Here is a 22,763-nt window from a genome sequence, read left to right as displayed (position 1 = left end):
GATTTTTTCATATTTACAAGTGAGAAAATCATGTTAAAATAAATTTAGTTTCCGAGGAAACTAAAAATAAGGAGGTTAACATAATGAAAAAATCTAAACTACATTTCATTTTATATGTTGTCTGTATTAGTGCCTTACTCGGTTCCTTTGCTCAAAATATTTACACACCTATCTTGCCCATGATTCAAGGTTCTTTTCACACTTCTCTTTATCTTGTAAATTTAACAGTCTCCCTTTTCACATTTGTTCTTGCGATTATGCAGCTCATATATGGGCCTTTAATTGATACAAAAGGAAGAAAATCTGTCCTTATTCCTAGTTTAATCATTAGTACAATCGGTTCAATCGGATGTGCTTTTTCGCCGAACTTTTATTTATTTCTATTTTTTAGAGCTGTTCAAGCTATAGGAATAGCAGCTATACCTATAGTTGCAGCAACGATTATCGGCGATTTATTTGAAGGAAAAGAACGAGGAGAAGCAATGAGCCTTTATCAAATGTTACTTGCTCTCGCACCTGCAATTGGCCCTCTCATTGGTGGTTATCTCGGCAGTATAAATGGCCACGTATCCGTATTTCTCTTTTTATCTATACTTGCCATTCTTTTATTAATTATAAACATTTCACTACTTCCAGAAACAAAACCAACTGTAATTAAGCAACCGCACTCAAAAAAAAATTACTGGTTTATCTTAAAAAACAAAACTGGATTTTCTATTACTCTTATTGGCTTTATTCAATTTTGTATTTACTTTTGTTTCCTCGTTTTTTTACCGAACATTTTAACAAATTTATTTTACTTAACTGCAAGTGAAATTGGTCTTATGTTTGTACCGATGTCCCTTTCTATTATGTTAGGAAGTTATTGCTTCAAGCTTTTGCAAAAGCGTCTCACAACAAAGCAAGCTTTATTCATTACTAGTTTCTTCAATATTATATGTGTCACTTTATTCTCTTTCACATATAGCATCAATATCCCATTCATCATTATCGTTACATCTTTGTACGGTTTTAGTATGGGGATTTCTATGCCAACTCACACTACTTTATTAACGGAAGAATTCGTACAAGAACGCGCAACTGCTATCGGTATGTACAACTTTATTCGCTATCTCGGTATGGGCACAGGGCCACTTGTAGGTGGATTTCTTGTATTTAATCAAAATTACTTTTGGATTTTCTTCCTAGGTGCAATTACATTTCTATTTATCATTTTATGCACAATGAAAATGATACGTTTTCAGGTTGTACAAAAAGCAAAATAGAGACCTATAGATGGTCTCTATTTTAAACTCTTTGATCCGCAACGATATGAATATCAATATACTTCGTTTGCCTCATAATTTCATTTACAATTGAACCTTTTCGAATTTCTTCCCATCTTGTTCTTGCCGATTGCCCGAGTAAAATTTGCGTTACTTGTAGTTTTTTCGCGACTTCAATAATAACATCAGCCGGCTTTCTTCCATTTGCCTCTTCTAAAACAAAACTCGCATCAAATTGATTCGTTAGCGACTTCCACTCTTCAATTGTTTGCTTTTTCCCTGCTGAAAGAGAATCTATCTTTTCCCTTTCTACATTTAATACATACAATTCAGCGTTTAACCGATCTGCCATACGCCAACCCCTCCGTATTAACTTCTCCGCTGTTGAACTATATTGTACACAAACGAGAATTTTTTCTTTCACGCCAATCGGTTCTATAACGGTTTGGCTAATTTTCTCGTCCATATCGTCAGCAACTTCCCGAAGCGATAATTCTCTTAGTGCCCCTAAATTATTAAGCGTGAAGAAATTTTGTAAGCTTTGCTCTATTTTTTCTTCTTTATATATTTTCCCGTCTATTAATCTCTTCCTTAATACTTCCGGAGTTGCATCGACAAGCTGAATTTCATTTGCTTTTTGTAAAATAAAATCTGGAATACGTTCTCTTACTTTGACATTCGTAATTTGAGCTACAATATCATGAACGCTTTCTAAATGTTGAATATTAAAAGCTGATAAAACGGATATACCGGCATCTAACAATTCCTGTACATCCATATAACGTTTTTTATTTTTAGATCCAGGAATATTGCTATGCGCAAGTTCATCCACTACAACGACCTGTGGTGCACGTTTTATAATTCCTTCCACATCAAGTTCATAAAATACTTTCCCTTTATAACCTATTTCTTTTAAAGGAATTTTTTCTAGATCAGCAATTGCTTCTTCTGTCTCTTTTCTTCCGTGCGTTTCAATTAAACCAATTACAATATCCGTACCGTCTTTTTTCATCTCTCTTGCATCAAAGAGCATTTTATAACTTTTCCCTACTCCTGGAGCCGCTCCTACATATAGCTTTAACTTCCCGCGATTTTGCTGACGAATATATTCTAAATACTCTTCTGGTGTTCGCCTTTGAAAAGTGGGATTATAGTCATCCGCATACAAAACACTCACAACCTTTCTTCCGAAACAACGCTACCTCAATCCGTTAGATTGAGGTAGCACCGTTACTATTTCAGTAGTTTCTGTAATTCTAAATTTAACTTTAAGACGTTCACGCGATCTTCTCCAAATAAACCAAGTGCTGCACCTTCTGTTTGATTTTTAATCAACTGATCTAGCGTTTCTTTCGGAATATTCGTTAATTTAGAGATGCGATCCACCTGTACAGAAGCTGCCTGTGGACTAATGTCAGGATCTAGCCCTGAACCTGAATTCGTCACTAAATCGAGCGGCACTTCTGTAACTGGAACAGCCCGGTTTTGTTTCTTCCACTCCTCAATACTTTTCTCTACTCGTTTCGCTAAATCTGGATCAGAAGGCGCATAGTTATTAGATCCAGATGCTTCTGCTTTATATTCAATACTAGAAACACGCCCCTGAAAATAACGTGGATCTGTAAAATTTTGACCAATTAATTTAGAACCAATTACTTCATTTTTATCATTATATATTAGACTTCCATCCGCATTATCCTTCATTACTGCTTGTGCAATACCGGTAACAATAAGCGGGTATACAAGGCCGCACAACACTAAAAATGTAAAAGTAATACGGATGATTGGTGATAGTATACTTTGTTTCTTCTCCATCTTTTTCCCCTCTCCCTTATATAAACAAGCCGACAATTATATCAATTACTTTAATTCCAATGAACGGTACAATAACCCCGCCAAGCCCATAAATAAATAGGTTTCGGCCAAGTAGTGCGTTCGAACTCATCGGTTTATATGCGATACCTTTCATCGCCAATGGAATGAGTAACGGAATAATAACAGCGTTAAATATTAATGCTGATAAAATCGCTGACAGTGGTGATGTTAATTTCATAATGTTTAATGCTTCCATTTGCGGAATCGCAAGTGTAAACATCGCTGGAATGATTGCAAAATATTTCGCGATATCATTTGCAATACTAAACGTCGTTAACGCACCACGCGTCATTAATAATTGCTTACCGATTCCTACAACCTCAATAATTTTTGTCGGGTTCGAATCTAAATCAATCATATTCGCTGCTTCTTTCGCAGCTGTCGTCCCACTATTCATTGCTAATCCAACGTCAGCCTGCGCTAGTGCCGGAGCATCATTTGTACCATCACCTGTCATCGCTACAAGTTTCCCTTTATCTTGCTCTGCTTTAATAACCGCAATTTTATCCTCCGGTTTACACTCAGCAACAAATTCATCTACCCCTGCTTCTTTTGCAATGGTTGCTGCTGTCAATGGGTTATCACCCGTACACATAACCGTTTTAATCCCCATTTGACGCAATTGTTCAAAACGCTCACGCATACCTGGCTTTACTGTATCCTTTAAATAAATTAAACCGTAAACACGATTATCCACAGCAACGACAAGGGGTGTTCCGCCCTCTTTGGAAATGGAATCTGCTTTTTGATTTACATCTTTCGGAATCGTTCCGCCTTGTGACCTAACCCATTCAATCACGCTACCTACAGCACCTTTTCTCACTTTCGTTCCATCCTGTAAATCGACACCACTCATTCTCGTTTCTGCTTTAAATGGAACAAATTCACCTTGTTCTGCAAGTGCTCTATCATATGATAGAGCTTTCGTTTTTACATATTCGATAACAGATCGGCCTTCTGGTGTTTCATCTAAAACAGAACTAATCGCAGCCCATTTTCCTACTTGCTCAATCGTTTCATTACCTACAGGAAGCAGTGTATGTGCCATCCGGTTCCCGAAAGTAATCGTACCTGTTTTATCTAAAATAATTGTATTAATATCACCCGCAGCTTCTACCGCTTTCCCTGACATTGCTAATACATTGAACTTTGTCACTCGGTCCATCCCAGCAATACCAATCGCTGATAATAACCCACCAATTGTCGTTGGAATTAAACAAACTAACAACGCAACAAGTACAGCTGTATCAATTTGAAATCCTAAATAGTTTGTAAAAATCGGTAACGTCACAACAACGATTAAGAAAATAAGAGTTAAGCTCGTTAATACTGTATTTAAAGCAATCTCATTCGGCGTTTTTTGACGAGCAGCCCCTTCTACTAACGAAATCATTTTATCGATAAATGATTCACCTGGATTACTCGTAATGACAATCGTAATTTCATCACTGACGACCATCGTACCACCTGTTACGGAACAAAAGTCACCGCCCGCTTCTTTTATAACAGGAGCGGATTCCCCTGTAATCGCAGATTCATCAACAGACGCTAATCCTTTTATGACTTCCCCATCACTTGGAATCATTTCTCCTTGTTTTACAATAACAACGTCACCTTTTCTCAGATCAGTTGCTGAAACTTGAACAATATCTCCATTTTCTTTTACAACATTTGCAAACACATCTTTCTTCGATTGTTTTAAAGAATCGGCTTGCGCTTTCCCCCGTCCTTCCGCTAACGCCTCTGCAAAGTTAGCAAATAAAACTGTAAATAAGAGAATGAGAGAAACTGTTATATTAAACCATCCTGGTACACTACTAGAATGACTTGGAAGAAAAGATAAAATGAACGTAATGATAAATCCAATTTCTACAACGAACATAATCGGATTCTTTATCATGACTTTCGGATTCAATTTCGCAAAGGATTGCTTCATCGCGTGTTTCATGATATCACGATCCATCGTTTTCGCTTGTCTAACTTCATCTTCTACAGCATGTATTTGTGACTCATTTACTCTTTTTTCTTTTACTACTACCGGTCTCATCATTTACCCTCCATTACTTCAATGTAAGAAATTCTGCAATTGGACCGAGTACTAACATCGGGAAGAATGTTAATGCACCGACAATTACAATTGTTCCGATGAAAATGCCACCAAATAAACTATTATCCGTACGGAACGTTCCGACTGTTTCTGGTACAACCGTCTTTTCTTTCAATGAAGCTGCAACAGCTAGCATCGTAATTAAACTGAAATAACGGCCTAAAAACATAACTAAACCAGTTGTAATATTCCAAAACGGTGTATTATCCGCTAATCCTTCAAATCCAGATCCATTATTCGCAGCTGACGATGTATATTCATATACCACTTGCGTCAAACCGTGGAAACCGGAATGAGAAATAGCATCCGTTCCTAAACTTGTTGAAAGAGCTAATGCTGAAAATCCTAAAATAAGCAGTGGATGAAATAGTATTGTTACCGCAATTAATTTCATTTCCTTCCCTTCAATTTTCTTACCTAAAAACTCTGGCGTCCGTCCAACCATCAATCCAGATATAAAGACTGCGATAATCGCATACATAATAATGTTCACAAAGCCTGCTCCAACGCCGCCGTATACTGTATTTAACATCATATTTACGAGTGGTACTAATCCGCCAATTGGTGTTAACGTATCATGCATCGTATTAACAGCACCTGTTTCGGCAGCTGTCGTTACTGTTGCGTATAGCGAAGAAAATACTGTTCCAAATCGTACTTCTTTTCCTTCCGTACTTCCCTGCACATGCTGAATACCCATTTGATTCAATACTGGGTTTCCATGCAATTCAGATGTCGTAATCGTTATAAATCCTAGTAAGAAAACCATGAACAATGATACGAAAAGGATACGTCCTTGCTTTTTATTACCTACCATTCGTCCGTACGTAAATGGAAGTGCTGTTGGCAATAACATCATAAGCATCATTTGTAAAATATTGCTCATTTGTCCTGGATTCTCGAATGGGTGCGTAGAGTTCGCTCCGAAAAATCCACCGCCGTTATTTCCAAGTTCTTTAATGGACACGAATGATGCAACAGGCCCACGTAATATACTTTGCTTTGCCCCATCAATAGTTTGTGCCGTAACCGCCCCATCTAACGTTTGTGGTACACCAAGTGCGACAAAGACTAGTGCCGCAATAAATGCGATAGGAAGAAATACTCTCGTTAAAGCTCTCGTAAAATCAACGAAAAAGTTACCGAGCTCTTTTCCAGCAAGCCCTCTTATAAACGCCATTACAAGTGCTAACGTCGTTGCCGGTGCTGCAAACATTAAAAATGTAATTCCAATTAATTGTGATAAATAAGATAAACCATTTTCACCGCTATAATGCTGTAAGTTTGTATCTGCCATAAAACTAATTGCTGTATTAAAAGCGAGCGTAGGCTCCATTCCTTCAATGTGTGCTGGATTTAATGGCAATACTCCTTGTAGCCTGAAAATGAAATATACGACAACAATCATAAATCCATTTAATAAAACTAATGACAACGCGTACTGTTTCCACGTTTGATTGTATTCTTTTACACCCGTAATTTTAAAAATAAGTTTTTCAAAAGGCCCGAATACTTTATCTAGCTTTTTACTCCCTTGAAAAGCTTTCTCTAAATAAATTCCCGTTGGCTTTGCCACAAGAATAAACAACAGCATTGTAATAACAACTGCGACCCAGATCATAATGAATGACTCCCCCTAATTAAAACTTTTCCGGATTTAATAATGCATACACTAAGTACACCGTAATTGCTGTAACAATAACCGATAAGGCAATCGTCATGATTGCTTCCCTTCTTTCACAACTTTATCTGACCAACTCGCAAGACTTGCCATCGATGCGACTAACACAACAAAGATCCCGATCATCACAACATCTAACATAGCTATCCCTCTCTTTTGTAAAAATTTACCATTAACTAATCAAAAAAAGAACACTAAGCTCTACTTAGTGTTCGAAATGAACAACACAAAGTAAACCTCCTCTCTAAACGCTTACGAGGTTAGCTGTCGGATTCGGGCCTAAAGAGTAGCCCTACTTTCAAAACTGAAAGATTCACCCCAAGTGACGATGCACAAAATTGGTTCCCCCGCTCCATTTCTGGAACTCAGCGATTTTAGGTTTTTTTGGAAATTTTATGAATGATTTATGAGAGTAAATATACTCCTCTATATTTGACTTGTAAAGAGTCAAATTACTGAAAATAAGAAAATATCCATCTATTTAAACGCTTACATTGAGTATTATTAATATTCTTTCATCTATTTTCTCGTCTTTTCTTTCTTTTTCAAAGAAATAACCTTTTAAATACGAAATAAAAAGAGCGAATGACATGAAGTGCATAGCTTGTTGCACTTCGCATTCGCTCTTTTTTCACTCACTATTTATTCCCCTCGTAAAAAAGCACGTAAATTTCTCCCGCGAATATAAACTTGTGACAATTCTGCATGTAGTTGCTCATATTCGATAACATCTGTTTTTAAATATAAAGCGTCTTTTGATGGCAATATAATATAGGGCCTTGGAAAAATAGGATCAAGCACCACCAATTCTTGAACTCGCTCTACCGATACTGCCCAACGATTCGCTATATCTCCTAATAACAACACTTTCATCTTCTTTTCCCCCGCCCTATTCAAAAAATAAAAAAGAAATATTATCACAATTCGTAAACACGACAAATGTAGCTCCCATTATTTCATAGAGCCTCGCTGGATATCGTTTATTCCTTGTAACAACAGTAATAGGTGCTTGAAAAGAAAAGCGAATGTGTTCTGTGAAGAAGCTAACGATTGGAAGCTCATCACCTAGTAAAATCACCTTTTTAATACACTCACAAATACTAGTAAAATCCTGCTCCTTACTACAACTATACGTCCAATCAAATCCACAATCCCTAACTTCATCCGCTATTTCTTCATTTGCTGTAAAGATGATTAACTCATGTTGAAATGCTACTAAATCTCTTAAACTATTTACCTTGCTTTCTTCTCCAACACAAATAAGTGTTAGCTCCATGTACCTCATCCTCCTTAGCATAAAAGAACACAAACATAGATTGATATTCCCCTATACTAATCAAATCGATGAAGTGATGTATCCATCATGGCACCGCCCTCTCTCAAGACGCTTACGAAGTTAGCTGTCGGATTCGGACTTTGAGAGTAGCCCTACTTTCAAAATTGAAAGATTCACCCCTAGTGACACTGCACAAATTGGTTCCTCCGCTCCTTATATTTGGACTCAGCGTATTACAAAAAATATATTCTGGCTGATATATTACTCCTGTATTTGGAAAAAGTAAACAGAAAAAAAGCCAGTTAACAAACTGGCTTCTCATTTCTTTATACACGTGTATTATTCATCTTATATGCAAAATGATTCGTCGGTCCATGACCACTTCCAATATTCAATGGCTCTTCAATTGCTATACTAATAAATCGTTTTGCTTCTTGAACTGCCTCTTCAATGGAGTAGCCTTTCGCAAGTCCTGCAGTAACCGCTGAAGCAAATGTGCACCCGCTTCCGTGCGTTTGCTTTGAAGGAATTCGTTCACTTCTAAATTCGACAAATTGCTCACCATCAAAGAGTAAGTCAATTACTTCATTACCTTGATATTCTGCATGTCCACCCTTCATAAGCACGTATTTCGCACCTAATTCATGCAGTACTTTCGCAGCTTCCTTACTATCTTCAACATTATGAATCTCCATCCCAGTTAGCACTTCTGCTTCAGGAACATTCGGTGTTACAACCGTTGCTACTGGTAATAAATATTCTTTTAATGCTTGTACTGCTTCTTGTTGTAATAATGATGCACCGCCCTTAGCAATCATAACAGGGTCTAGTACAATATTATTCCAGCCAAATTTATTAATATGTTCTGCTACAATTTGAATAATTTCGCTGCTAAATAACATTCCTAGTTTCACAGCATCTGGTGTTAAATCCGTACCAATTGAATTCAACTGTTCCGTAATACCTTCTAACGGAACTGGGTATACCCCTTGAACGCCAAGCGTGTTTTGAGCAGTAATTGCCGTAATAGCTGTCATCCCGTACACACCAAGCTCTTGGAATGTTTTTAAATCTGCTTGAATGCCGGCACCGCCGCCGCTATCAGATCCTGCAATTGTTAAGGCTTTATTTACTTTCATCCCACTCATCCTTTTCTATCCAAAATAGCGATGATAAATCGTTTTTGCTTCGCTTATATCTTTCGTTCCATGTACAAGTACACGTCCATCTTTGAAAGCAACTAATCTCTTTTCTTCCACAGAAAATGATAATAAATATGGATTTACATTTAAATCATTCACACGATCATTCAGCAGCTCTTTGTATCGTTCAAAATCCATTTCTTCTTTATGAGGTGGTCTAATTTGAACTGTATTTCTCCCGCATAAAACTGCTGTTTTCGATGTGTTTTCTTTATTTAAATACGGGTATATCGCATTCTCTCCACACGAAGGACAATTATGCTTACGAAGCTTTTGCACATTCATACATGAATATTCATTCTTCCATACATCAAACGACACAAGTCCATCTCGAAGTGATTCGTAATCTTCCACTAACAATTTAAGAGCTTCCGTAACTTGATGAGAAACAACGAGAGATACAGCAGGTGATATAATCCCCGCTGTATCACATGTCGCTCCGCCAAGCGGAATCGATTGTAATAAACAAGATAAACATGGCGTTTTACTAGGAAGAATTGTGTAAGAAAGGCCATAACTCCCTACACATGCTCCGTAAATCCATGGAATAGAATGTTTTTGTGCTATATCATTTACAATAAAACGTGTTTCAAAATTATCAGTCGCATCAATAATTACATGAACGTTTGTAACGAGTTCTTCTAATTCCTCAGCTGTTACATCTTGAACGAGAGCTTCTATTCTTACTTCACGATTGATCTCTTCTAGACGTTTTTTTGCCGCTACAGCCTTCGGAAGATTATTTTCCACATCACTCTCTGCATACAATTGCTGCCTTTGTAAATTACTCCAATCGACATAATCCCGGTCAACAATCGTTACTGTGCCAACACCAGCTCTTACAAACATCTCTGCATTTGCACTACCTAATGCACCTGCACCGATAATGAGTACATGCTTTTCTCTTATCTTTCGTTGCCCCTCTTCTCCAATTGGAGAGAATAATTCTTGGCGAGAATATCGATTATTCAACTACGCTCATTCCTTCTAAAGGACTACTTGCTGTTGCACAACGTTTACGTGCAATACGACCTGCTTCAAAGCCAATTCGCCCTGCCTCGATACCTAATTTCATTGCGTATGCCATCTTAATTGGATCTTTTGCTCCCGACACAGCCGTATTTAATAACACACCATCCGCTCCTAATTCCATCGCAAATGCCGCATCAGCTGGACTACCAATACCAGCGTCAACGATAACTGGTACTGTCGCTTGTTCAATAATGAAGCTTAAATTTAACGGATTCACAATACCAAGCCCTGAACCGATTGGTGATGCCCCTGGCATAATTGCATGCACACCTACTTCTTGTAATTTACGTGCTAATACAACATCATCAGATGTATACGGAAGAACGATAAACCCTTCTTCTAGTAACATTTCAGATGCCTTTAACGTTTCTACTGGATCAGGTAATAACGTTCTATCATCACCAATAACTTCTACTTTGATCATGTCGCAAAGCCCCGAAGCTTTTGCTAATTTTGCAATACGAACTGCTTCTTCAGCATTTTTTGCTCCAGCTGTATTTGGTAATAACTTATATTTTTTCACATCAAGTTTCTCTAATAAATTTGGCTGCTTTGCATCAAATATATCCATACGACGTACTGCGAACGTTAAAACCTCCGCCTCAGATACGTCAATTGCCTTTTGCTGCACATCAAAATCAGGGAATTTTCCTGTTCCTAATAAAAGTCTAGAATGAAATGAAAATGGTCCAATGTTTAACATAATCAACCGCCTCCTACGAAAGTTACAATCTCAATTTGGTCTCCATCAAAAACAGATGTATCTGTATGATCATCTTTTTGTAAAATATCTTTATTACGCTCTACTACAACAATTCTGTTGTCTAACTCTAAATGTGTAAGTAGCTCTGCTACTGTTTTTACACTCTCTGGCACTTCAATTTGATTACCATTAATTTTCAAATTCAAACTTCCAGCCCCTTTCTAAACTGTTTTAGAAAGCAATGAATCTAGCAAGTGATTCTCCTGCTTTCCTTCTATTAAATCCGCCATATACTGACCAGAAACAGGACTTAATAAAATACCGTTTCGATAATGCCCAGTACAAGCATATAAACCTTTTATCTCTTCATGCTCTCCCATATAAGGAGCTTCGTGATTCGATTGTGGTCTTAACCCTGCCCATGTGCTTTCCCACTCTGCTTCTTTTAAAGCTGGTAATATCGTATACGCGCGCTCTAATATAGAAGTAATACTTTCCGGTTGCACAGTTTTATGAAACGTATGAGGCTTCATCGTTGCTCCAATTACGTAACGTCCGCCGCGCTTTGGTGCAATGTAAAATCTTTCTTGGAAAATAGGGGCCTTTAAAAGTTGGTTTCTACTTCTTACCGCTACTACTTCTCCTTTAACTGGATATGTACCCCATTCGTGGTGAAAATGACGCAGTAACTTCGTGCTCCATGAACCACCCGCAATAACAACTTTTTCACATGTGATACTACCTTCGCTCGTCACAATCCCAGTCACTTTATTATTTTCAATACGAATATCAAAAACTTCTGTCTGTTCATATATATCAGCACCCGAAAATGATGCAGAATGTGCGAATGCTTTCGTAAGCTCTGGTGCAATAACATGACCATCTTTCGGATAATATACAGCACCTATAATTGACTCAGATAGAAATGGTTCTTTCTCTCGTAAACGATCTCCCGTTAGAAAATAAGAATCTTCACCCGTTTTCTGCTGCCAATCCATAATGTGAAGAATTCTTTCCTTCTCCTCTTCATTTTGAGCAATACGATAAATGCCTTTCTCTTCATACCCAATATCGATGCCTGTTTTTTCACGTAAAACTTCTGCAAGTTGTGGAAATATAGCACGGCTTTCTCTTGCAAGTTCAAATAGTGGGTCATATGCATCCCATTCTGCCTGAACCCCAAGTAAACCAGCGGCTGCTTTCGAGGCTTCAGATGCAATTCTTTGCTTCTCTATAATCGCCACTTTATGTCCTCTTTCTGCTAGAAAATGTGCAACTGAACTACCAATTACACCACCGCCAATTATCGCTACATCATACTTCTTACACATGTTTTTCCGCCCACTTTCTTATTGATTCCTTATAAGATTTCGCTTTGCTATACGGGTTACTACTACTTATAATTCCAGACATAACAGCAATACCGCTGACGCCGTTAGTAAGAACATCCCCGGTGTTTTCTGTGGTAATTCCGCCAATTGCTGTAATCGGTATGGATAAACACTTTGCAATGTCTGAAACCTCTTCAAGCCCTCTCGCTGGCACACCTTTTTTACAATCTGTCGGAAATACATGACCATAGACGAGTGAATCCGCTCCATTCTTAAATGCATCGATCGCCTCTTCTAAAGAATGCACAGAATAACCGACATGCAAATAAGAAAACTTTTCTTTCACTGACCTTACATTTGCACTTCGATATCCTAGCTGTACACGCGGAATGTTTAATAAAATAGCAATATCAATTCGATCATTTATCACTATTTTTGATGCCGGAAAGCCTTTTTTCAAAAGGCTTTCCACACCTTCATACAATTCCTTCGTACTTTTCTCACGCTCACGAATATGCAAATAATCAATCTCACTTTCAATTTGCATCGCTGCACTCACTAACTCTTCGAATGACATGTGACCATTTGAGATTACATGAAGCTCATTTTTCATATTCATTCGCCTACTTTAAAATGTTTTCGAATAACTCATCGGCCGGAACGATTTCTTTCGTCATACCTTTATCCTTCAGCCATTTATTTTGTTTCTCCCATGATTCCTTTGAATCCGATAAGAATGGCTCATCTTTCGTTTCCATCTTCTCTAATAAAATTTTCATACTTTCTTTTTCAACTTCTGGTACAAGTGGGAAGTTTTCTTTTTCTTGATGATTTAATAAAATATTTAATGCTTCATCTGAATTTTTCTTCATGAAATCATAGCCTTTTTTCGTACCACGTAAGAATGCTTGCAACGCTTCTTTATCTTTTTTCAACGTTTTATCACCTGTTACAAATACAAGCTCATGGTAATTCGGTACACCGTAATCAGCTGGATTAAAGTATGCTGGTTCATGACCTTCATGACGCATAACAGGTACTTCATGGTTAATGTATGCCCCCGTTACCGCATCCACTTTTTTCGTAATTAATGCCGGTACTAAATCAAAGCCCACATCGACTACTTTCACTGTATCTGGATTACCACCAGCTTCTTTTACCATCGTTTTTAAATACATCTCACTTAAAGGTGTTCCAGAATATCCAACTGTTTTCCCCTCTAAATCTTTCGGCGATTGAATGCCTGCTGATTTCAGCGATACAACATGATTTAATGGTGAACGTACGACAGCTCCAATTGATTTCACTGGAATTTGTTCATTTGCTTTTGCCATGACAACATCAGGCTGATAATATAAGCCCACTGTTACTTTTCCTGCAGCTGCTAAAGTTAATGGGTCAGTCGGATTAGAAGGGAATTTAATATTCACCTTTACTCCTTCTTCTTTAAAGTATCCTTTTTCAATTGCCGCATAAATAAAGCTATGTACCGCATTTGGGTACCAATCAAGCATGACCGTTATTTCTTTTTCTTTTTTACTCTTATCTGATGCTGAATTACTAGAACATCCAGCAATCATTGCAACTAATAATGTAAACACAAAGATGCGTTTTAAAAATTTCATGAATGCTTCCTCCAACTAATGAATTTCTTTTCTAATACCGAAATAAGTATGACGAAGAAAATAGCTAATAATGATAACAATACAATGGGCGCAAATACACCTGCTCCGTCTAACTGCGTCATCATTCTTTTACTGAAATATCCAAGCCCAGCTTGTGCACCGAGCCATTCACCAATTGCTGCCCCAATTACACTAAGCGGAACTGCAATTTTTAAAGCTGAGAAGAAATAAGGAAGAGCAGACGGCAATTTTAATTTAAGAAAAACATCTTTTTTCGTTGCCCCGTACGTAACTAAAAGCTCTTCCCATTCTTTTTTCGTACTGCGTAGTCCATCATACGTATTGACCGCAATTGGGAAAAACGTAATTAAAACCGTAACAACAACCTTACTCCAAATCGTATATCCAAACCATAAAACGAAAAGTGGGGCAAGCGCTGTAATCGGAATCGTTTGTGAAGCAACTAATAATGGATAAAATGCTCTCTCCATCCAATTACTCGCATTCATTAACATCGCTAGCCCTACCCCAAGTACGATAGAAATAGCTATCCCTATTAAAACGACGTATAATGTTGCTGGCAAATGAACCGTGAATAATATATCTTTTAGTTTCCATATCTTCATTACAATTGCAGACGGTGACGGTAAAATGTACATTTCATCTACGATTCTTGCTCCTACTTCCCAGAAGGCAAGTAAAATGCTAGAAAGTGTAAAAGCAGGTAATAGCTCCTTCAACCGGTTCATCATACGAGTACCTGCCTTTGTAACATACTAAGAAGCTCATCTTTAAGCGCTAACACTTCCGGCTTATATAAATCTTTTCTTGTTCGATTACGATCAAGTGGTACAACCCTCTCGGTTAAAGTAGTTATCGGTTGCTGCTCTACTACTAAAATTCGATTAGAAAGAAACAACGCTTCTTCCACATCATGAGTGATAAATAAAATTGTTTTTTCCCACTCTTTCCATTGTTCAAACAGCCATTCTTGCAAAGATGCCTTCGTTAAAGCGTCCAATGCGCTAAACGGTTCATCTAACAATAATATCTCCCCGCCTGTTAATAAAGTTCGAATGAAAGATACGCGTTGCCTCATACCTCCAGATAAATCTTTCGGATATTTTGTCTCATACCCTTGTAAGCCAAATTTATATAACAGTTCCTTTGCCTTTATTTGCGCTTCTTTCTTCTGTACACCTTGGCACTCTAGCGGCAGAGCAGCATTCTCAATAATCGTTCTCCATGGCAGGAGCATGTCTTTTTGGGGCATATACCCTACAGGATGGCTCTTTGTTTCTGTCAGTTCTATCTGTCCAGTACTCGCTTCTTCTAAACCTGTAATAAGGCGAAATAAAGTACTTTTCCCGCATCCACTCGGTCCGATAATACTTACAAACTCTTTATCTTGTATAGAAGCATTTAATTCATTGATGATTGGTTTCTCATCATAATGAAAAGAAACACTATGAAACTGTAGTATGTTCTTGCTCCTCAAATCCCCACATCTCCTTACGATAGGACATATCCCAGAATAAATATTCAAATCGACTGGAATATAGGAAAATCTCCTCTAATCGATCTAGCTCTTTTTCAGACTTTCCAACTGCCATTTCATTTAATAAATCTATTAACCAAATACAAAGGTTACCGTATTCTTCAGAACTATATCCTTGAATCCACTCACCAAAGAACTCATGATCTCTTGCTCCAGGTATATCATTTAAACGCTTTCCAATTTCCCAATAGCTCCACATACATGGAAGAAGTGCTGCTATTAATTCCGCAAGTGTGCCATTTTGAGATACGGACATCATGTAATTTGTATAAGCTAAATTTTTAGCAGATGGTTTTGCTGACTCTATCTCCTCTATAGAAATTCCAAGTCTTTTTGCATACTGTTTATGGATTGTCATTTCTCCATTTAATATGCCATCAATTTGTTCAGCAAATTTCCCCATTACTTGTGGATTCGTTGCCTTTACAACACCAATCGCATACAGCTTTGCATAATCTAACAAATATAAATAATCTTGAATAATGTAATACTGAAACTTATCTTTTTCTAACGTGCCATCCCCCATACCTACTACAAACGGATGATTATGACTCATCTCCCAAACTGGTTGTACAGTTTCTAATAATCTATCGCAAAATTTCATTTCCCTATCCCCTTCCGATATGTGTATGTAAATAAAAAACCACTTCTAAATAAGAAGTGGTTACAGCAAATAAAATTATAATTTATTCGTTGCTCCACTTCCCTTCGCTAGTATTACCTAGATCAGGTGTTATAAGGGTTAAGGATTATTCCTCTCTCAGCACAACAAGCACCCCTAGTGGTTTCAATATGAAATTTTCAAACAAAAAAGCCCCGTTTCTATACGCAAAGAAACGAGGACTCATTATTAGTGTCCGAATTGCTTCCCTACGCTAGCATAATCTAGATCAGGTAATGAAAAGGATCAAAGGCTTACGGCCTACTCTCAGCTGGCAACACCAGCTCTCCTAGCAAACTATGAAATTAACACTGTCAGTATAACATCGTAATAAGACATCATCAACTGTTTTAATTTTCTCAATTGTCAACAAAATAACAAAACTATATAATACTTATATTCTATCTTAGAAATTTTTATCCTAATTAATTGGATAAAAAGGAATCATTATCCTCAAAAAATTTATTTTTATATTGATTTCATATTACATTTATGTGAATACACCCACTATATTATATCTTTATACTATAATAAAATTACAACTATACAACTAGAGGAGGTCTCTATTATATGAATATGAAAGCTACTGCTTTAACAGCAACTACTGTCGCAATTGCCTCTTTACTTCCTTCTATGGGAGAAACAAACGTACAAACAGCCAACGCTGAACAATTGTCTAATGTGAAAACTGGATATGTCAAAGTCGATCAAGTATCCTTACATACAAAAGATAACGCAAATAGCTCTTCAATGGATACAATTCGCTTTAATACGAAAGTAAACATACTTGAAACAACTAATGGCTGGTATAAAGTATCTGTTAATAATAAAGTAGGTTACGTACAAAAAGATGCTATTCTACTAAAAAACAAACTTCAATCTAATAATCAATACATCGTTAATGCCAATGCATTAAACGTTCGTTCTGAACCTAATTTAGAATCTTCAATTTTAGATGTATTACCAAATGGGAAATTCGTTACCATTCAAGAAGAACAAGGCGAGTGGTATAAAATTTTACATAATGGCACAACAGGTTACGTACAAAAAGCATTCGTGTCTAATGGTTCACATCCTTTAGTAAAAGGCATCACAGTTCAAAATAATACGAAATACACAGTTGCAACACCTAAACTTAATGTACGTAGCAACGCTAGTACAAGTAGTGCACTACTTGGTTCATTACAAAATGGTACACAAGTACAAGTAGTCGAAACTGTAGGAACTTGGTATAAAATTCGCTTTGGTACAGGATACGGATACGTGGCAAAACATTATGTAGTGCAAAATCAAACGCAATCACAGGCTCAAACGGCTCAACCTACTTCCATTCCAGCAGTTTTCAAATTCCCTACTCAAGGAAGAATTAGCTCAACCTTTGATATGCGCTGGGAACAAATGCATTATGGTATAGATATCGCAGCTCAAGGTACTGTCTCTATCCAAGCGGCAGCTGCAGGTAAAGTGGTGAAATCATATTATTCAGCTAGCTATGGCAATGTTGTGTTCATCGCCCATCAAATAAACGGGAAACTATATACAACAGTCTATGCTCACATGAACGATCGCACTGTACAAGCTGGTGATCAAGTTCAAGCTGGACAATTAGTAGGTCATATGGGAAACACAGGTCATTCATACGGGCAACATCTTCATTTTGAATTACACAATGGAGAATGGAATTTTGAAAAAACAAATGCAGTAAACCCACTGCCATATTTAGTTAGGTAAATTGTATGCCACGCAATATCAATATACCTCTCTTAATTGAATACTTAGCCTTTTTAGGTTTAATCTGTTGTTTAATCATTTACAATACAAACACTGTATTTTTATCTATTATCATTGCTTTTGTTGCTTTAGAAATTATGATGGAATCTTTTCAAGTACAATTTAAACAAAAAATTTCCCATATATATAACGCCATCTTTCTATTAAGTGCCCTAATAACGAATATTATTAGTAATGGTTTTTATTTATCTACCGTATTCCCTGTATTGTTTATGGCTGTTTTATTATTCATAGCCAGATACATCAATGTCCCTAATAACAAAAAACACGAACAAGAAGCTTAGAAAGAGGAGACACTGTGTACCGATCTTTCAAAGATAATCCGATAAAATATATATCGAATTTATACACGAAAATAAATACTTTTTTTGGTATACAAGGAAGCAATACGGCACAATTTCTCCTTTATGGAATGTTATTTCTCGTCTTAATTGCGTTCTCCTTGCTTTACTAATAAAAAAAGGATCTCACATAAACTTGAGATCCTTTTTAATTTATATAAATTTTTTATATAGAAAATGCTCTTTATCCACAAGCATATTTTTCATAAATAAAGCTAAGATTATATTTCTTCTCTAAGCTCATTCTTTGTTCATCATCGCACCAATAGAACAGAATGTCATGAATCGTTGCATAACGCTTATTTTTAAGAAATAGTTTAAAGAATGATGGTAAACAATCATGTAATTGTATAAATATATAATTGCGTAATATTTCTTCTTTATATTCAATGCCCTTACAAATATACAGTAATTCTTCACAATAATATGCATGTTGTGGAACTTGAATCATTTCGAAAAATGGCACATATGATAATAACTTCCCAATAAAATGATCATATCGATCCATTATTCCTATCGTCATATGCTCCATCATTTCTTTCATTACATATAAATAATCATCTACATGAGTAGTCTTAAGTGGGTCTAATCGATCTGAAATTTGAGAAAGTACAGCTCTTTGACAAGCTAACACCGCTTGACTAGGTCCATAATATGATAGGAAGTCTGTACACTTACGATATTTTCGTAATAAGTCATGTGTATATAAGTCATACACGAAAGTATTACAATACATCGCTAGACTCATCATATCACTATTCAATTGCTCTTTTGATAGTAATTTAGCTCTCTTACACATATAAAAGAATGTAAATTCCAATACTTCTTTATGGGATAATAGATGCTTACAATCCGTTATACATTTCTCATTAAATTTAACTCTATCCCAAATTTCTACATCCCCATCAGTCAATTCACCAATACGATATTTAATAATTAAATAGTTTAAAGCGACCGCTTGCGTCAAAAGATCCCACGTTTCATATTCCAATGAAGTGTTAACAAACTCAGCTAGTCCTTGATTTACCATAAAAGTATTTGCTTCTTCATACCAACCAATCTCTTGGCATAAGCGAAGAATACGTACTAAAGTCGGAATTTCATCTTTATGAAACTGCGGTAAATTCTTTGCTTTATTCATTCCATATACGATAAATGCCGCTAAATTTTCTTCTTTATAAAATTCTTTTTCTTTCCACACTAATATAGTTCGTTCTTTCCCTTCACCTTTTGGGTGACAAGGTACAAGCAAAGAAAATAATTCAGCGAAATTATTTGGTTCTATATATGTATCTGTAACCAAATTCCAATTTGGATCGCGCTGTACAGCCCTCATATAATTCCCCTTCCCTTTTGTCTACATAGGAAATATTAATTCATTATTACATCATTAATAATAAATATTGTTATATTCGAAATCTTTCATAATACTTATATCTATCAGTATATCATTTTTTCTCTTATTTAAAATTAGGAATGACAAATTTAAAAAAACTGTCGAAATTACTAACTATATACTTATTATATAATGTCTCAGATACATCATGCTAACATATTAGTTTAATCCATATACTAGAATAATGCATCTGATTTTGATACGTAACTTATCCCACTAATAAAAGTCTCTCTTCACTCCGTGTGCTCCGAGATTTCACTTAGAGCAAATCCAGCTTGATCATCTGCCGATTCTCTTATGGCTAAATCACCTAGTGCTAGCATCCCAACAAGTTGACCACTCTCAACTACTGGTAATCGTCTAATTTGATACTGTGCCATTAACTCTGTAGCTTTTTCAATAGAATCATCTGGAGAAACTGAAACAATGTTTGTTGTCATTACATTTGTAATTTTATTAGATCCAGGATGTTTCTCCGCAATCCCACGAACAACTAAATCTCGGTCCGTAACAAGCCCAACAACTTGCTCATTTTCAACAACTGGAATCAATCCAATCGATTCTTCTTTCATCTTTACAGCAGCCTCATATACATTGTCTAACGGTGTACACTGTACAACATGAGTACTCATAAAGTCTCTCACTCGTGTCATTTTTGTCTCCTCCTTTTTATACATACCATAGCTTTTCCTAAATCCCTTTATTTATTTCAGGAAAATCAGCTGATAACGGAGGATTCTACAAAATAAAAAAGAGTCAGCATATTGCTGACTCTTTTTTTTATGACCCGTACGGGATTCGAACCCGTGTTACCGCCGTGAAAGGGCGGTGTCTTAACCACTTGACCAACGGGCCATGGCTCCGCAGGTAGGACTCGAACCTACGACCGATCGGTTAACAGCCGATAGCTCTACCACTGAGCTACTGCGGAATAATATATGGTGGGCCTAAATGGACTCGAACCATCGACCTCACGCTTATCAGGCGTGCGCTCTAACCAGCTGAGCTATAGGCCCATACACTTACAGGGGCAGTAGGAATCGAACCCACACTGGAGGTTTTGGAGACCTCAGTTCTACCTTTAAACTATGCCCCTAAAGGATGCCGACTAGAGGACTTGAACCCCCAACCTACTGATTACAAGTCAGTTGCTCTACCAATTGAGCTAAGTCGGCATAAAAAAATGGTGGCTCGGGACGGAATCGAACCGCCGACACGAGGATTTTCAGTCCTCTGCTCTACCGACTGAGCTACCGAGCCAACATAAATGGCGGTCCCGACCGGGGTCGAACCGGCGATCTCCTGCGTGACAGGCAGGCATGTTAACCACTACACCACGGGACCATTTGGTTGCGGGGACAGGATTTGAACCTGCGACCTTCGGGTTATGAGCCCGACGAGCTACCGTGCTGCTCCACCCCGCGACAATATAATATTTTTAAAAAATGGAGGAGGTAGAGGGATTCGAACCCCCGCGCGACTCTCGCCGCCTGTCGGTTTTCAAGACCGATCCCTTCAGCCGAACTTGGGTATACCTCCATGAAGGAAAAAAGAAATATTTTATTATTTATGTCTAAACCATTTAAAAAGAAAATGGAGGAGGTAGAGGGATTCGAACCCCCGCGCGATTCTCACCGCCTGTCGGTTTTCAAGACCGATCCCTTCAGCCGAACTTGGGTATACCTCCGAGACATATAATAAATAAAGTGGAGCCTAGCGGGATCGAACCGCTGACCTCCTGCGTGCAAGGCAGGCGCTCTCCCAGCTGAGCTAAGGCCCCATGTTTTTGGGAATATCGGGAAGACAGGATTTGAACCTGCGACCCCCTGGTCCCAAACCAGGTGCTCTACCAAGCTGAGCCACTTCCCGTTAATAAAAGCGCGCCCGAGAGGAGTCGAACCCCTAACCTCTTGATCCGTAGTCAAACGCTCTATCCAATTGAGCTACGGGCGCATATGGTGCCGAGGGCGGGGGTCGAACCCGCACGGTGGTCACCCACCGCAGGATTTTAAGTCCTGTGCGTCTGCCTGTTCCGCCACCCCGGCATGTCATATTGAAAATTGGAGCGGAAGACGGGATTCGAACCCGCGACCCCAACCTTGGCAAGGTTGTATTCTACCACTGAACTACTTCCGCAAGACATGTTTGAGTTATTTTATTAAAAGTGCGGGTGAAGGGAGTCGAACCCCCACGCCAAAGGCGCTAGATCCTAAGTCTAGTGCGTCTGCCAATTCCGCCACACCCGCATATTTTGTTAAAATGGTGAGCCATGAAGGATTCGAACCTTCGACCCTCTGATTAAAAGTCAGATGCTCTACCAACTGAGCTAATGGCTCTTAATGGCTGGGCTAGCTGGATTCGAACCAGCGCATGACGGAGTCAAAGTCCGTTGCCTTACCGCTTGGCTATAGCCCATTAATTAAGAATGGTGGAGGGGGGCAGATTCGAACTGCCGAACCCGAAGGAGCGGATTTACAGTCCGCCGCGTTTAGCCACTTCGCTACCCCTCCGACATATATGGTGGAGGATGACGGGATCGAACCGCCGACCCCCTGCTTGTAAGGCAGGTGCTCTCCCAGCTGAGCTAATCCTCCATTTTGCCTGGCAACGTCCTACTCTCACAGGGACAAGGTCCCAACTACCATCGGCGCTAGAGAGCTTAACTTCCGTGTTCGGTATGGGAACGGGTGTGGCCTCTCTGCCATCATTACCAGACTGTATTCATTTAAGACAAGAATTATTGTAACTCATTTAACTTTTAAAGTCAACAAGTTTTTTATATTCTTTCAAAACTAGATAACATTGCTTCATATTATATGGTTAAGTCCTCGATCTATTAGTATTCGTCAGCTCCACATGTCACCACGCTTCCACCTCGAACCTATCAACCTGATCATCTTTCAGGGATCTTACTAGCTT

At 37.9% G+C, this 22,763-nt stretch carries 23 protein-coding genes, 20 tRNA genes, 2 rRNA genes and 4 riboswitches (1 of these 49 running past the window's edge); of the genes, 3 read left to right on the top strand and 42 right to left on the bottom strand.

Annotated elements, in window-relative coordinates:
• Positions 1-83: 83 nt before the first annotated feature.
• The gene (locus tag MHB74_RS04000) at positions 84-1,265 is read left to right on the top strand and encodes an MFS transporter (RefSeq protein WP_061679168.1); all 1,182 of its coding nucleotides are present in this window, start codon (positions 84-86) and stop codon (positions 1,263-1,265) included.
• A 22-nt stretch (positions 1,266-1,287) separates the two neighbouring features.
• Here MHB74_RS04000 and kdpDN read toward each other — a convergent pair whose 3' ends face one another.
• From kdpDN to tenA, 18 genes are all read right to left on the bottom strand, one after another.
• A complete protein-coding gene (gene kdpDN, locus MHB74_RS03995; RefSeq protein ID WP_081110336.1) occupies positions 1,288-2,442 on the bottom strand; it encodes a KdpD-like non-kinase potassium sensor in 1,155 nt (384 codons plus the stop codon).
• Between the two features lie 56 nt (positions 2,443-2,498).
• Positions 2,499-3,080 (bottom strand): K(+)-transporting ATPase subunit C, encoded by a 582-nt coding sequence (gene kdpC / locus MHB74_RS03990; protein ID WP_061679169.1) that lies wholly within the window; start codon positions 3,078-3,080, stop codon positions 2,499-2,501.
• A 16-nt stretch (positions 3,081-3,096) separates the two neighbouring features.
• Positions 3,097-5,187 (bottom strand): potassium-transporting ATPase subunit KdpB, encoded by a 2,091-nt coding sequence (gene kdpB, locus MHB74_RS03985; RefSeq protein ID WP_061679170.1) that lies wholly within the window; start codon positions 5,185-5,187, stop codon positions 3,097-3,099.
• Positions 5,188-5,200: 13 nt separating this feature from the next.
• Positions 5,201-6,868, bottom strand: a complete 1,668-nt coding sequence (gene kdpA / locus MHB74_RS03980; protein ID WP_061679171.1) for a potassium-transporting ATPase subunit KdpA — start codon at positions 6,866-6,868, stop codon at positions 5,201-5,203.
• 19 nt (positions 6,869-6,887) lie between these two features.
• Positions 6,888-6,968, bottom strand: a complete 81-nt coding sequence (kdpF, locus tag MHB74_RS03975) for a K(+)-transporting ATPase subunit F (RefSeq protein WP_061679172.1) — start codon at positions 6,966-6,968, stop codon at positions 6,888-6,890.
• Positions 6,965-7,069, bottom strand: a complete 105-nt coding sequence (locus tag MHB74_RS03970) for a SipW-dependent-type signal peptide-containing protein (RefSeq protein ID WP_000887889.1) — start codon at positions 7,067-7,069, stop codon at positions 6,965-6,967. Before MHB74_RS03970 ends, kdpF begins: the two co-directional genes overlap by 4 nt.
• Positions 7,070-7,163: 94 nt before the next feature.
• Positions 7,164-7,309, bottom strand: a riboswitch (cyclic di-AMP (ydaO/yuaA leader).
• Positions 7,310-7,570: 261 nt separating this feature from the next.
• Positions 7,571-7,801, bottom strand: a complete 231-nt coding sequence (locus tag MHB74_RS03965; RefSeq protein WP_000866315.1) for a hypothetical protein — start codon at positions 7,799-7,801, stop codon at positions 7,571-7,573.
• 16 nt (positions 7,802-7,817) lie between these two features.
• Entirely contained in the window at positions 7,818-8,204 is a 387-nt protein-coding gene (locus MHB74_RS03960; protein WP_061679173.1) for a hypothetical protein, read from the bottom strand.
• Positions 8,205-8,297: 93 nt separating this feature from the next.
• A riboswitch (cyclic di-AMP (ydaO/yuaA leader) is annotated at positions 8,298-8,445 on the bottom strand.
• A gap of 85 nt (positions 8,446-8,530) precedes the next feature.
• A complete protein-coding gene (gene thiD / locus MHB74_RS03955; protein WP_098373949.1) occupies positions 8,531-9,352 on the bottom strand; it encodes a bifunctional hydroxymethylpyrimidine kinase/phosphomethylpyrimidine kinase in 822 nt (273 codons plus the stop codon).
• A 6-nt stretch (positions 9,353-9,358) separates the two neighbouring features.
• On the bottom strand, positions 9,359-10,378 hold the full coding sequence (locus tag MHB74_RS03950; protein ID WP_061679175.1) for a thiazole biosynthesis adenylyltransferase ThiF: 1,020 nt from the start codon (positions 10,376-10,378) through the stop codon (positions 9,359-9,361).
• Entirely contained in the window at positions 10,371-11,141 is a 771-nt protein-coding gene (gene thiG / locus MHB74_RS03945; protein ID WP_061679176.1) for a thiazole synthase, read from the bottom strand. Before thiG ends, MHB74_RS03950 begins: the two co-directional genes overlap by 8 nt.
• A gap of 2 nt (positions 11,142-11,143) precedes the next feature.
• A complete protein-coding gene (gene thiS / locus MHB74_RS03940; protein WP_001049505.1) occupies positions 11,144-11,347 on the bottom strand; it encodes a sulfur carrier protein ThiS in 204 nt (67 codons plus the stop codon).
• Between the two features lie 15 nt (positions 11,348-11,362).
• On the bottom strand, positions 11,363-12,472 hold the full coding sequence (gene thiO / locus MHB74_RS03935) for a glycine oxidase ThiO (protein ID WP_061679177.1): 1,110 nt from the start codon (positions 12,470-12,472) through the stop codon (positions 11,363-11,365).
• Positions 12,465-13,085 (bottom strand): thiazole tautomerase TenI, encoded by a 621-nt coding sequence (gene tenI / locus MHB74_RS03930; protein ID WP_061679178.1) that lies wholly within the window; start codon positions 13,083-13,085, stop codon positions 12,465-12,467. Before tenI ends, thiO begins: the two co-directional genes overlap by 8 nt.
• Before the next feature lie 10 nt (positions 13,086-13,095).
• Entirely contained in the window at positions 13,096-14,097 is a 1,002-nt protein-coding gene (locus tag MHB74_RS03925) for an ABC transporter substrate-binding protein (protein WP_061679179.1), read from the bottom strand.
• A complete protein-coding gene (locus MHB74_RS03920; RefSeq protein ID WP_061679186.1) occupies positions 14,094-14,846 on the bottom strand; it encodes an ABC transporter permease in 753 nt (250 codons plus the stop codon). The genes MHB74_RS03925 and MHB74_RS03920 overlap by 4 nt, the downstream gene beginning before the upstream one ends.
• The gene (locus MHB74_RS03915) at positions 14,846-15,595 is read right to left on the bottom strand and encodes an ABC transporter ATP-binding protein (RefSeq protein ID WP_061679180.1); all 750 of its coding nucleotides are present in this window, start codon (positions 15,593-15,595) and stop codon (positions 14,846-14,848) included. The genes MHB74_RS03920 and MHB74_RS03915 overlap by 1 nt, the downstream gene beginning before the upstream one ends.
• Positions 15,564-16,259: a thiaminase II gene (gene tenA, locus MHB74_RS03910; RefSeq protein ID WP_000666826.1), complete on the bottom strand. Its 696-nt coding sequence runs from the start codon at positions 16,257-16,259 to the stop codon at positions 15,564-15,566. Before tenA ends, MHB74_RS03915 begins: the two co-directional genes overlap by 32 nt.
• Positions 16,260-16,341: 82 nt before the next feature.
• Positions 16,342-16,445: riboswitch (TPP riboswitch) on the bottom strand.
• A 60-nt stretch (positions 16,446-16,505) separates the two neighbouring features.
• Positions 16,506-16,617: riboswitch (TPP riboswitch) on the bottom strand.
• Positions 16,618-16,886: 269 nt separating this feature from the next.
• On the opposite strand from tenA, the gene MHB74_RS03905 reads away from it, so the two are divergent.
• Together MHB74_RS03905 and MHB74_RS03900 are read left to right on the top strand one after the other, a co-directional pair.
• The gene (locus MHB74_RS03905) at positions 16,887-18,047 is read left to right on the top strand and encodes an SH3 domain-containing protein (RefSeq protein WP_061679181.1); all 1,161 of its coding nucleotides are present in this window, start codon (positions 16,887-16,889) and stop codon (positions 18,045-18,047) included.
• Between the two features lie 5 nt (positions 18,048-18,052).
• Positions 18,053-18,391, top strand: a complete 339-nt coding sequence (locus MHB74_RS03900) for a hypothetical protein (protein WP_061679182.1) — start codon at positions 18,053-18,055, stop codon at positions 18,389-18,391.
• Positions 18,392-18,632: 241 nt separating this feature from the next.
• On the opposite strand, the gene MHB74_RS03895 is transcribed toward MHB74_RS03900, so the two are convergent.
• The 24 genes from MHB74_RS03895 to MHB74_RS03780 all read right to left on the bottom strand — a co-directional run.
• Positions 18,633-19,784, bottom strand: a complete 1,152-nt coding sequence (locus MHB74_RS03895; protein WP_061679183.1) for a DUF3965 domain-containing protein — start codon at positions 19,782-19,784, stop codon at positions 18,633-18,635.
• Positions 19,785-20,077: 293 nt separating this feature from the next.
• Complete coding sequence (locus MHB74_RS03890; protein WP_061679184.1) at positions 20,078-20,497, bottom strand: CBS domain-containing protein; 420 nt, start codon at positions 20,495-20,497, stop codon at positions 20,078-20,080.
• Between the two features lie 130 nt (positions 20,498-20,627).
• A tRNA-Glu gene (locus MHB74_RS03885) sits at positions 20,628-20,699 on the bottom strand.
• A gap of 1 nt (position 20,700) precedes the next feature.
• A tRNA-Asn gene (locus MHB74_RS03880) sits at positions 20,701-20,775 on the bottom strand.
• A gap of 8 nt (positions 20,776-20,783) precedes the next feature.
• A tRNA-Ile gene (locus MHB74_RS03875) sits at positions 20,784-20,860 on the bottom strand.
• Positions 20,861-20,869: 9 nt separating this feature from the next.
• Positions 20,870-20,940, bottom strand: a tRNA-Trp gene (locus MHB74_RS03870).
• 6 nt (positions 20,941-20,946) lie between these two features.
• A tRNA-Thr gene (locus MHB74_RS03865) sits at positions 20,947-21,019 on the bottom strand.
• A 9-nt stretch (positions 21,020-21,028) separates the two neighbouring features.
• Positions 21,029-21,104, bottom strand: a tRNA-Phe gene (locus tag MHB74_RS03860).
• 8 nt (positions 21,105-21,112) lie between these two features.
• A tRNA-Asp gene (locus MHB74_RS03855) sits at positions 21,113-21,188 on the bottom strand.
• 3 nt (positions 21,189-21,191) lie between these two features.
• Positions 21,192-21,268, bottom strand: a tRNA-Met gene (locus MHB74_RS03850).
• Positions 21,269-21,290: 22 nt separating this feature from the next.
• A tRNA-Ser gene (locus tag MHB74_RS03845) sits at positions 21,291-21,383 on the bottom strand.
• Positions 21,384-21,438: 55 nt separating this feature from the next.
• Positions 21,439-21,531, bottom strand: a tRNA-Ser gene (locus MHB74_RS03840).
• 20 nt (positions 21,532-21,551) lie between these two features.
• A tRNA-Ala gene (locus tag MHB74_RS03835) sits at positions 21,552-21,624 on the bottom strand.
• A gap of 15 nt (positions 21,625-21,639) precedes the next feature.
• A tRNA-Pro gene (locus tag MHB74_RS03830) sits at positions 21,640-21,713 on the bottom strand.
• Positions 21,714-21,723: 10 nt separating this feature from the next.
• Positions 21,724-21,797, bottom strand: a tRNA-Arg gene (locus tag MHB74_RS03825).
• Positions 21,798-21,800: 3 nt separating this feature from the next.
• Positions 21,801-21,889: transfer RNA gene (locus MHB74_RS03820), tRNA-Leu, on the bottom strand.
• Between the two features lie 16 nt (positions 21,890-21,905).
• Positions 21,906-21,980: transfer RNA gene (locus MHB74_RS03815), tRNA-Gly, on the bottom strand.
• A 29-nt stretch (positions 21,981-22,009) separates the two neighbouring features.
• Positions 22,010-22,090 (bottom strand) — tRNA-Leu (locus MHB74_RS03810).
• A gap of 14 nt (positions 22,091-22,104) precedes the next feature.
• Positions 22,105-22,180 (bottom strand) — tRNA-Lys (locus MHB74_RS03805).
• Positions 22,181-22,184: 4 nt separating this feature from the next.
• Positions 22,185-22,259, bottom strand: a tRNA-Gln gene (locus tag MHB74_RS03800).
• 11 nt (positions 22,260-22,270) lie between these two features.
• Positions 22,271-22,354 (bottom strand) — tRNA-Tyr (locus tag MHB74_RS03795).
• Between the two features lie 8 nt (positions 22,355-22,362).
• Positions 22,363-22,438, bottom strand: a tRNA-Val gene (locus tag MHB74_RS03790).
• 5 nt (positions 22,439-22,443) lie between these two features.
• Positions 22,444-22,559 (bottom strand): 5S ribosomal RNA (rrf, locus tag MHB74_RS03785).
• 101 nt (positions 22,560-22,660) lie between these two features.
• Positions 22,661-22,763 (bottom strand): 23S ribosomal RNA (locus MHB74_RS03780); it runs 2,819 nt beyond the window's last position.

It is taken from the genome of Bacillus sp. FSL K6-0069 (assembly GCF_038007785.1).
Lineage (GTDB): Bacteria > Bacillota > Bacilli > Bacillales > Bacillaceae_G > Bacillus_A > Bacillus_A mobilis.
This window is presented reverse-complemented; position numbering and strand designations above follow the sequence as displayed.

Coding starts and splice junctions, on each gene's coding strand:
- MHB74_RS03895 (WP_061679183.1), bottom strand. CDS start 19,784: ATGAGGGCTGTACAGCGCGATCCAAATTGGAATTTGGTTACAGATACA.
- MHB74_RS03920 (WP_061679186.1), bottom strand. CDS start 14,846: ATGAACCGGTTGAAGGAGCTATTACCTGCTTTTACACTTTCTAGCATT.
- MHB74_RS03970 (WP_000887889.1), bottom strand. CDS start 7,069: ATGTTAGATGTTGTGATGATCGGGATCTTTGTTGTGTTAGTCGCATCG.
- kdpA (WP_061679171.1), bottom strand. CDS start 6,868: ATGATCTGGGTCGCAGTTGTTATTACAATGCTGTTGTTTATTCTTGTG.
- thiG (WP_061679176.1), bottom strand. CDS start 11,141: ATGTTAAACATTGGACCATTTTCATTTCATTCTAGACTTTTATTAGGA.
- MHB74_RS03890 (WP_061679184.1), bottom strand. CDS start 20,497: ATGACACGAGTGAGAGACTTTATGAGTACTCATGTTGTACAGTGTACA.
- MHB74_RS03925 (WP_061679179.1), bottom strand. CDS start 14,097: ATGAAATTTTTAAAACGCATCTTTGTGTTTACATTATTAGTTGCAATG.
- thiO (WP_061679177.1), bottom strand. CDS start 12,472: ATGTGTAAGAAGTATGATGTAGCGATAATTGGCGGTGGTGTAATTGGT.
- MHB74_RS03960 (WP_061679173.1), bottom strand. CDS start 8,204: ATGGAGCTAACACTTATTTGTGTTGGAGAAGAAAGCAAGGTAAATAGT.
- tenA (WP_000666826.1), bottom strand. CDS start 16,259: ATGAAATTTTGCGATAGATTATTAGAAACTGTACAACCAGTTTGGGAG.
- kdpF (WP_061679172.1), bottom strand. CDS start 6,968: ATGACGATTGCCTTATCGGTTATTGTTACAGCAATTACGGTGTACTTA.
- tenI (WP_061679178.1), bottom strand. CDS start 13,085: ATGAAAAATGAGCTTCATGTAATCTCAAATGGTCACATGTCATTCGAA.
- kdpB (WP_061679170.1), bottom strand. CDS start 5,187: ATGAGACCGGTAGTAGTAAAAGAAAAAAGAGTAAATGAGTCACAAATA.
- thiD (WP_098373949.1), bottom strand. CDS start 9,352: ATGAGTGGGATGAAAGTAAATAAAGCCTTAACAATTGCAGGATCTGAT.
- MHB74_RS03905 (WP_061679181.1), top strand. CDS start 16,887: ATGAATATGAAAGCTACTGCTTTAACAGCAACTACTGTCGCAATTGCC.
- MHB74_RS04000 (WP_061679168.1), top strand. CDS start 84: ATGAAAAAATCTAAACTACATTTCATTTTATATGTTGTCTGTATTAGT.
- MHB74_RS03965 (WP_000866315.1), bottom strand. CDS start 7,801: ATGAAAGTGTTGTTATTAGGAGATATAGCGAATCGTTGGGCAGTATCG.
- kdpC (WP_061679169.1), bottom strand. CDS start 3,080: ATGGAGAAGAAACAAAGTATACTATCACCAATCATCCGTATTACTTTT.
- MHB74_RS03900 (WP_061679182.1), top strand. CDS start 18,053: ATGCCACGCAATATCAATATACCTCTCTTAATTGAATACTTAGCCTTT.